This is a genomic window from Streptomyces sp. NPDC007095, assembly GCF_040634475.1.
GTDB lineage: Bacteria > Actinomycetota > Actinomycetes > Streptomycetales > Streptomycetaceae > Streptomyces.
In genome coordinates this window covers 1-6,655 of the sequence record NZ_JBEYFS010000380.1, presented here as the reverse complement: position 1 = coordinate 6,655, position 6,655 = coordinate 1, and the positions used below count along the sequence as shown (strand labels likewise).

The 6,655-nt window shown below is 70.7% G+C and carries 7 protein-coding genes and 1 pseudogene; 6 read left to right on the top strand and 2 right to left on the bottom strand.

Annotated features, from left to right (window positions below; genetic code table 11):
- Both ABZ656_RS55325 and mycP read left to right on the top strand, forming a co-directional pair.
- Nucleotides 1–976, top strand: a pseudogene (locus ABZ656_RS55325) (hypothetical protein); the annotation flags it as partial.
- Nucleotides 973–2,247, top strand: a complete 1,275-nt coding sequence (gene mycP, locus ABZ656_RS55320; protein WP_360279950.1) for a type VII secretion-associated serine protease mycosin — start codon at nucleotides 973–975, stop codon at nucleotides 2,245–2,247. The pseudogene ABZ656_RS55325 and the gene mycP, both read left to right, overlap by 4 nt.
- Before the next feature lie 80 nt (nucleotides 2,248–2,327).
- Here the strand turns inward: mycP and ABZ656_RS55315 are convergent, their stop codons facing one another.
- Nucleotides 2,328–3,296, bottom strand: coding sequence for a serine hydrolase (locus ABZ656_RS55315; RefSeq protein WP_101406144.1), 969 nt, complete (start codon nucleotides 3,294–3,296; stop codon nucleotides 2,328–2,330).
- Between the two features lie 149 nt (nucleotides 3,297–3,445).
- On the opposite strand from ABZ656_RS55315, the gene ABZ656_RS55310 reads away from it, so the two are divergent.
- Complete coding sequence (locus tag ABZ656_RS55310) at nucleotides 3,446–4,177, top strand: SseB family protein (protein ID WP_101406145.1); 732 nt, start codon at nucleotides 3,446–3,448, stop codon at nucleotides 4,175–4,177.
- A gap of 46 nt (nucleotides 4,178–4,223) precedes the next feature.
- Here ABZ656_RS55310 and ABZ656_RS55305 read toward each other — a convergent pair whose 3' ends face one another.
- Entirely contained in the window at nucleotides 4,224–4,580 is a 357-nt protein-coding gene (locus ABZ656_RS55305) for a DUF1844 domain-containing protein (RefSeq protein ID WP_054236133.1), read from the bottom strand.
- A gap of 382 nt (nucleotides 4,581–4,962) precedes the next feature.
- On the opposite strand from ABZ656_RS55305, the gene infC reads away from it, so the two are divergent.
- From infC to rplT, 3 genes are all read left to right on the top strand, one after another.
- Nucleotides 4,963–5,679, top strand: coding sequence for a translation initiation factor IF-3 (gene infC / locus ABZ656_RS55300; RefSeq protein ID WP_218978442.1), 717 nt, complete (start codon nucleotides 4,963–4,965; stop codon nucleotides 5,677–5,679).
- 155 nt (nucleotides 5,680–5,834) lie between these two features.
- Nucleotides 5,835–6,029: a 50S ribosomal protein L35 gene (gene rpmI, locus ABZ656_RS55295; RefSeq protein WP_007829094.1), complete on the top strand. Its 195-nt coding sequence runs from the start codon at nucleotides 5,835–5,837 to the stop codon at nucleotides 6,027–6,029.
- 96 nt (nucleotides 6,030–6,125) lie between these two features.
- Nucleotides 6,126–6,509, top strand: coding sequence for a 50S ribosomal protein L20 (rplT, locus tag ABZ656_RS55290; protein WP_054236131.1), 384 nt, complete (start codon nucleotides 6,126–6,128; stop codon nucleotides 6,507–6,509).
- Nucleotides 6,510–6,655 lie beyond the last annotated feature (146 nt).

Genomic DNA, 6,655 nt, shown 5'->3' with positions numbered 1-6,655 from the left:
GGACGGCCTGGTCCCGCTGTCCTGCAACGAGATCCGGCGCCTGTTCATCACGGTCGTCGTGCAGCCTCGCCACGACATGGCCTACCGGCTCGGCCCCGCGGAGCGGCCCGGCGAACCGTCCGCCCCCGCGAGCCCGGCTCCCGGCACGGCACGCCCGTACGTGTCGTTCGCGGAGCCCGAGACCTATGACGACACCAAGCGCCGGCGCCACGTCGGCGCGCGCACCCGGCCCCGGGCGGCAGCGGCCGCGGCCTGTGTCGTGCTGGGCCTCGGCCTCATCGGCGGCGCGGCGGCCGGAAGCTGGCTGACCGGCGACGGCACGGACGGGGACGGCACGCACAGCGCCTTCGTGGCGGCCGGAAGCCTGTGGCACGGCGTGCCCGTGGACCAGCTCTTCCCGCCCACCGTGCAGGGCCAGGGCGCGGGCCCCGGCGGCGCCGACCGCACCTGGACCCGGATCGCCGTCGCCCCGGACAGCGGCTGCGCGAACGCCTTCGATCCGCTCCTGAGCAAGGCGCTCGCCCCGGCCGGCTGTCTGCGGCTGCTGCGCGCCACCTACACGGACGCGACCCGCAGCCAGGTCACCACCGTGGGCCTGCTGTTCACCAAGGCGGACCCGGCGGCCATGACCGCGTTGAAGAACCGTTTCCAGCAGGAAGGCCTCGACCGGCGCACCGATCTGATGCCTCGTCCGTACGCCGCCAAGGGCACCGTCGCCGCCGGGTTCGGCGACGCCCAGCGCGCGTCCTGGACGGTGTCGGTGCTCACCGACGCCCCCGTGGTCGTCTACGCCGTCTCCGGCTTCGCCGACGGCCGTATCGTCACCGCCCCGCAGCCCGCCGCGGACGCCATCAAGCCCGGTGCGACCACGGCCCCGGCCCAGGCGGGCCTGGGCCACGACGCACAGGGACTCGCCGACCGCATCGAGCGCGGCCTGCGCAAAACCGTCGGCTCGGCCACGGAGAAGCCGTCATGACCCGCAAGGCCACCATCAGCAGGGCCACCACCCACAAGGCCACCCACAAGGCATCCCACAAAGCCACCCGCAAGGCATCCCGCAGGGCCACCCAGAGGGCCGGAGCCCTGAGCGTCCTGCTGGCCGCCTCCCTCGCCCTGCTCCCGTCCACCGCCGCGCACGCCGACGGCATACGTGCCCAGGAGTGGGCCCTCGACGCGATGCACACCCAGCAGGCCTGGCGTACCACGAAGGGCCACGGCATCACGGTCGCGGTCCTCGACACGGGCGTCGACGACCAGCATCCGGACCTGGCCGGCAACGTCCTCACCGGCAAGGACATGGTCGGCTTCGGGGCGCAGCGCGGTGACCGCGCATGGGCCCGGCACGGCACCGCGATGGCCGGGATCATCGCCGGTCACGGGCACGGCGTCGGCAATGGCGACGGAGTCCTGGGCATCGCCCCCGAGGCGAAGATCCTCCCCGTCCGCGTCATCCTCGAAGACGGCGACTCGGCCCGTACGAGGGCCCGCAACACCCGTGGCAACGCCCTCGCAGAGGGCATCCGCTGGGCCGCCGACCAGGGCGCCGACGTCATCAACCTCTCCCTCGGCGACGACTCCAAGTCCGCCCATCCCGAGCCCGCCGAGGACGCGGCCGTCCAGTACGCCCTGAAGAAGGGCGCGGTCGTCGTCGCCTCGGCCGGCAACGGCGGTGAGAAGGGCGACCACATCTCGTACCCGGCGGCCTACCCGGGCGTGATCGCGGCCACGGCCGTCGACCAGAACGGCACCCGTGCCTCGTTCTCCACCCGCCGCTGGTACGCCACCGTCAGCGCCCCCGGCGTCGACGTCGTCATCGCCGACCCGGACGACAAGTACTACGAAGGCTGGGGCACCAGTGCCGCCTCCGCGTTCGTCTCCGGCGCGGTCGCGCTCGTCAAGGCGGCCCACCCGGGCCTGTCCCCGGCGCAGATCAAGAAGCTCCTGGAGGACACCGCCCGCAACGCCCCCAGCGGCGGCCGCGACGACTCCCGCGGCTTCGGCTTCATCGACCCCGCGGCGGCCATCGAGGCCGCCGGCCGTCTCAAGCCGGACAGCACCCACGCGGCGGCGTACGGCAAGAAGTACTTCGGTACGGGCCCCGACGCCGCCCCGGACGACAACCAGCCGTCCGGCTGGGTGGGCCCGGCGGCGGGCGGCGCGGGCGTGGTCCTGCTGGCCGCGTCGGTGATCCTGTGGCGTGGCCGCAGGTTCTCGGGGCAGGACGTGTCGGGCGACGTGCCCCTTTAGGGGCGCGGGGAACTGCGCGCCCAGCCACTACCCACCCGCAGTCGAACGGACACCCCGCACCTTTACGCCCCCGCCCGAACTCACGCGGAGCCGAACGCGGCCACCGCCGCCTTCGCCGCCGCCTCCACCACCGAGATCCCCTTGGTCTTGGTCGTGTTGCCGTTGGACAGCGTCGCCACCAGGTACTCGGCACCGTCGACAGTGACCCGACCGATGCTGTTGATGTCCCACAGCCCGGTCGAACTCCGCGCCAGCCACCCGTTCTTGAGGGCCCACTGCGTGCCGTCGGCCGCCGCCGACACCCCCCAGTGCTGATCGGCGGCGATCTCGCCCATCAGCCCCTGGAGATACGTGCGCGAGGCCTCGCTGAGTTCGGAGTCGTCCCCGAACACCTGCTGGAGCAGGGTGAGCTGGTCGGCGGCCGTGGTCTGGGTCAGGCCCCACAGCGCACCGTCCCCGCCGGAGGTGCCGGTCAGTCCGAACCGCTTGTTCGCGGCGTCGAGACCGTCCGCCTGCCCGATGACGTCCCACAGAGCGGACGCGGACGCGTTGTCACTGTTCGTGATCATCGCGGTGGCGTACGTCTTCTCCGCCGCCGTCAGATGCCGGTCCGCGTCCTGCGCCTGGAGCAGCAGCGTCGCGAGGATGTCGACCTTGACGATGCTGGCCGTGTCGAAGGCCCCCTCGCCGTAGGCGGCGCCCTCGCCGGAGTCGATGTCGAACACCGCGACCGACACCGCTGCGCCGTCCTCCAGGGCCACGGCCTTCATCGCCCTGGTGAGCAGGGCGTCCCGGTCCACCGTGGGCTTTGTCACAGGTGCCACCGATGCCTCCTGGCTGGGGGATGACGCGGCCGACGCCGAGGACGACGTACCCGGCGATGCCGAGGGGGAGGATACGAGGCTCCCGCGGTCGTGCGCCTGTGCCTTCACGTACACGGCACCCGCCGCCGTACCGCCCACGAGGACGGCGGAAGCCACCACGATGTAGACGAGGGACCTGCGTCCGGAGCGGCGGGTGCGACGCCGACGAGCTCTGTGAGGGGCCATCCCGCGATGCTCGGGGCGGTGCCTGTGCCCGGCGTTAGACGGATGTTAGAGGTGTGTCAGCGAAACCTGAGAATCCCGTGAAAGCTGTCAACGCCAGGTTTCCGGGCCCGCACAAGCCCAGCAGCATCCCCCCGATAGGGTCGGGGACCGTGGCGAACAAGAACATTCCCGACTCCGGCTTCCCCGACGACGACGGCTCCGCCGATCCCCGGCTGAGCGCGGCACTCGCGGCCTGGGCCGAGGACCGCACCGCCGTACGGCCGGTCCTGGAGGCGCTCAAGAGTGCCCGGCTCCTCGTGCCCGTCGTGGCCGTCCTCGGCGAGGCCGAAGAGGACGAGAACGGGCTGCGTCACGAGAAGACCAGCGACATGGCGGTGCCCACCCTGAAGGCCGGCCACCGCACCGCCCTGCCGGCCTTCACCTCCACCGAGTCGCTGGCCCGCTGGGACCCGGCGGCCCGCCCCGTCGCCGTACCCCTGCACCAGGCCCTGCAGGCCGCCGCGCACGAGAAGGCCGACACGGTCGTCCTCGACCTGGCGGGTCCGGTGCCGTACGAACTGACCGGCTCGGCGCTGCTCGCCCTCGCCGAGGGGCGTACGACGGCGGACCCGCTCGCCGATCCCGCCGTGGTCGAGGCGGTACGCGCCGCCGTGGCCGCCGAGCCCGCCGTACTCCGCGCCCACCTGGGCCCCGGCCAGGCCGACGGCACCCTCGCGCTGGTACTGGACCCGAACGCGGCCCCGGCCGAAGCCGCCCGCGCGCTCGCCGGGCGGCTCGCCGCCGACGAAACACTGAGGGCCCGCCTGGTGCGCGGTCTCGACCTGGCGCTGTTGCCGGCCGGGACGACGCCACCGGGCGAGCCCTTGTACGTACGTCGGTGAAATCGGGAGCGGCAGAGGAACCAGAGCCTCTGCGGCGGATCAGGTCCTAGCCGTAGATCGGGCCCGTGTACTTCTCGCCCGGGCCCTGGCCCGGCTCGTCCGGGACGATCGACGCCTCGCGGAACGCCAGCTGCAGCGACTTCAGGCCGTCGCGCAGCGGGGACGCATGGAAGGAACTGATCTCGGTCGCACTCGCGTCGAGCAGCCCGGCCAGCGCGTGGATCAGCTTGCGCGCCTCGTCGAGGTCCTTGTACTTGTCGCCCTCCTCGGTCAGACCGAGCTTCACGGCGGCGGCGCTCATCAGGTTGACGGCGACCGTCACGAGGACCTCGACCGCGGGGACCTCGGCGATGTCGCGGGTCATGCTGTCGAAGTCGGGGTTCTGGGGAGGGGTGTCACTCATGTCCCACACGATAGGCCCCGGCACGCAGGCACCCGCCCGCGGGAGCGCGGAGGCGCTCGGTTAGCGCGGGCCCGGGGGAGCTGCTAACCTTGTGTAACGACCGGCCGGACGCGCCCTTGTGTATGTCAGCGTGCTCGGCCCACAAGTGGAGGCTCCGATCTCCCACCCGACCGTCCTCAGGGATGGCGGGTCACCCGGTCAGGCGGCCACCACCGTTCCGTACGGACGGTGGAGTCGCCCGAATGTGCGCCCCGCGGTTCACCGCGGCGGTGCTCCGGTATTCCTTGGAGCCCCGCCTGTGTACCGTCCGGGGCATTTTTCATGCCCCGCGGTGGTTGGTCCAATGTCATCAGAGACATACGCGGCTGTCCGCCAGACCGCCGTGTGGTGCTACCGAGGAGGATCCATCAGCACCGAGCCCCGCATTAACGACCGGATTCGCGTTCCCGAGGTGCGACTTGTCGGTCCCAGCGGCGAGCAGGTCGGGATTGTTCCGCTTGCCAAGGCGCTGGAGCTTGCGCAGGAGTACGACCTCGACCTGGTCGAGGTGGCGGCGAGCGCCCGTCCGCCGGTCTGCAAGCTCATGGACTACGGGAAGTTCAAGTACGAGTCGGCCATGAAGGCCCGTGAGGCGCGCAAGAACCAGGCGCACACGGTCATCAAGGAAATGAAGCTCCGGCCGAAGATCGACCCGCACGACTATGACACCAAAAAGGGTCACGTCGTCCGGTTCCTCAAGCAGGGCGACAAGGTCAAGATCACGATCATGTTCCGCGGTCGCGAGCAGTCCAGGCCGGAGCTCGGCTACCGACTGCTGCAGCGTCTCGCTTCGGACGTCGAGGACCTCGGATTCGTCGAGTCGAACCCGAAGCAGGACGGCCGAAACATGATCATGGTTCTCGGTCCGCACAAGAAGAAGACCGAGGCGATGGCCGAGGCCCGTGAGGCCCAGGCGGCTCGTAAGGCAGAAGCGAAGGCCAACCCCGGTCGCTCGCAGAACGCCGCCGACGGTGAGCTCACCGAGGGTGAGATCGCCGAGGGCGAGACCACTGAGGCCGAGACCGCCGAGGCCCCGGCCGAGGCTTCCGCCGAGGCCTGATCCCAGGGTGAAGGCTCCGGGGAGTCCGGGACGACAGTCCATGGAATCCCCGGGACATGAGTCCAGGGATGTCAATCGATACATACATGACGTTCCATCGTGCCCGGTTTAACGACCGGGCATCGGAACGCCACTGACGAGGAGAGAACGGCGCTATGCCGAAGAACAAGTCGCACAGCGGTGCCAGCAAGCGCTTCAAGGTCACCGGCTCCGGCAAGGTGCTCCGTGAGCGCGCCGGCAAGCGCCACCTGCTCGAGCACAAGTCGTCGCGCCTGACGCGCCGCCTCACCGGCAACGCCGAGATGGCCCCGGGCGACGCCAAGAAGATCAAGAAGCTTCTCGGCAAGTGACGTCGGGCGCGCACCGCGCGCCTGATCTCTGACCGGGACCCAATCGATTTCGGGCCGTGTGAAGACAACCACGGCCCCGCTGCAAGGAGTTAAAAAGTGGCACGCGTCAAGCGGGCAGTCAACGCCCACAAGAAGCGCCGGGCGATCCTCGAGGCGGCCTCCGGCTACCGCGGTCAGCGTTCGCGCCTGTACCGCAAGGCCAAGGAGCAGGTCACCCACTCGCTGGTCTACAACTACAACGACCGCAAGAAGCGCAAGGGCGACTTCCGTCAGCTGTGGATCCAGCGCATCAACGCCGCTGCCCGGGCCAACGGCATCACGTACAACCGCTTCATCCAGGGTCTGAAGGCCGCGAACATCGAGGTCGACCGCAAGATCCTGGCCGAGCTGGCCGTGAACGACGCCGGTGCGTTCGCCGCGCTCGTCGAGGTCGCGCAGAAGGCGCTGCCGTCGGACGTCAACGCGCCGAAGGCCGCGTGACGCTCGCGCTCGCCTGAGCCGTACGTCGCTGTGGACCCGCTTGCCTCACGGCGTCCGGGGCATGTACTCGCGGTTCCACGCCGGCTCGGAACTCTCCGCGGGCAGCTGCTCGAGGGGGACCACCACATAACTCTGATCGACGACGC

Excerpts from the sequence above, each read along its gene's own strand:
- ABZ656_RS55305 (WP_054236133.1), bottom strand. The coding sequence starts at position 4,580 with ATGAGTGACACCCCTCCCCAGAACCCCGACTTCGACAGCATGACCCGC.
- rpmI (WP_007829094.1), top strand. The coding sequence starts at position 5,835 with ATGCCGAAGAACAAGTCGCACAGCGGTGCCAGCAAGCGCTTCAAGGTC.
- mycP (WP_360279950.1), top strand. The coding sequence starts at position 973 with ATGACCCGCAAGGCCACCATCAGCAGGGCCACCACCCACAAGGCCACC.
- ABZ656_RS55315 (WP_101406144.1), bottom strand. The coding sequence starts at position 3,296 with ATGGCCCCTCACAGAGCTCGTCGGCGTCGCACCCGCCGCTCCGGACGC.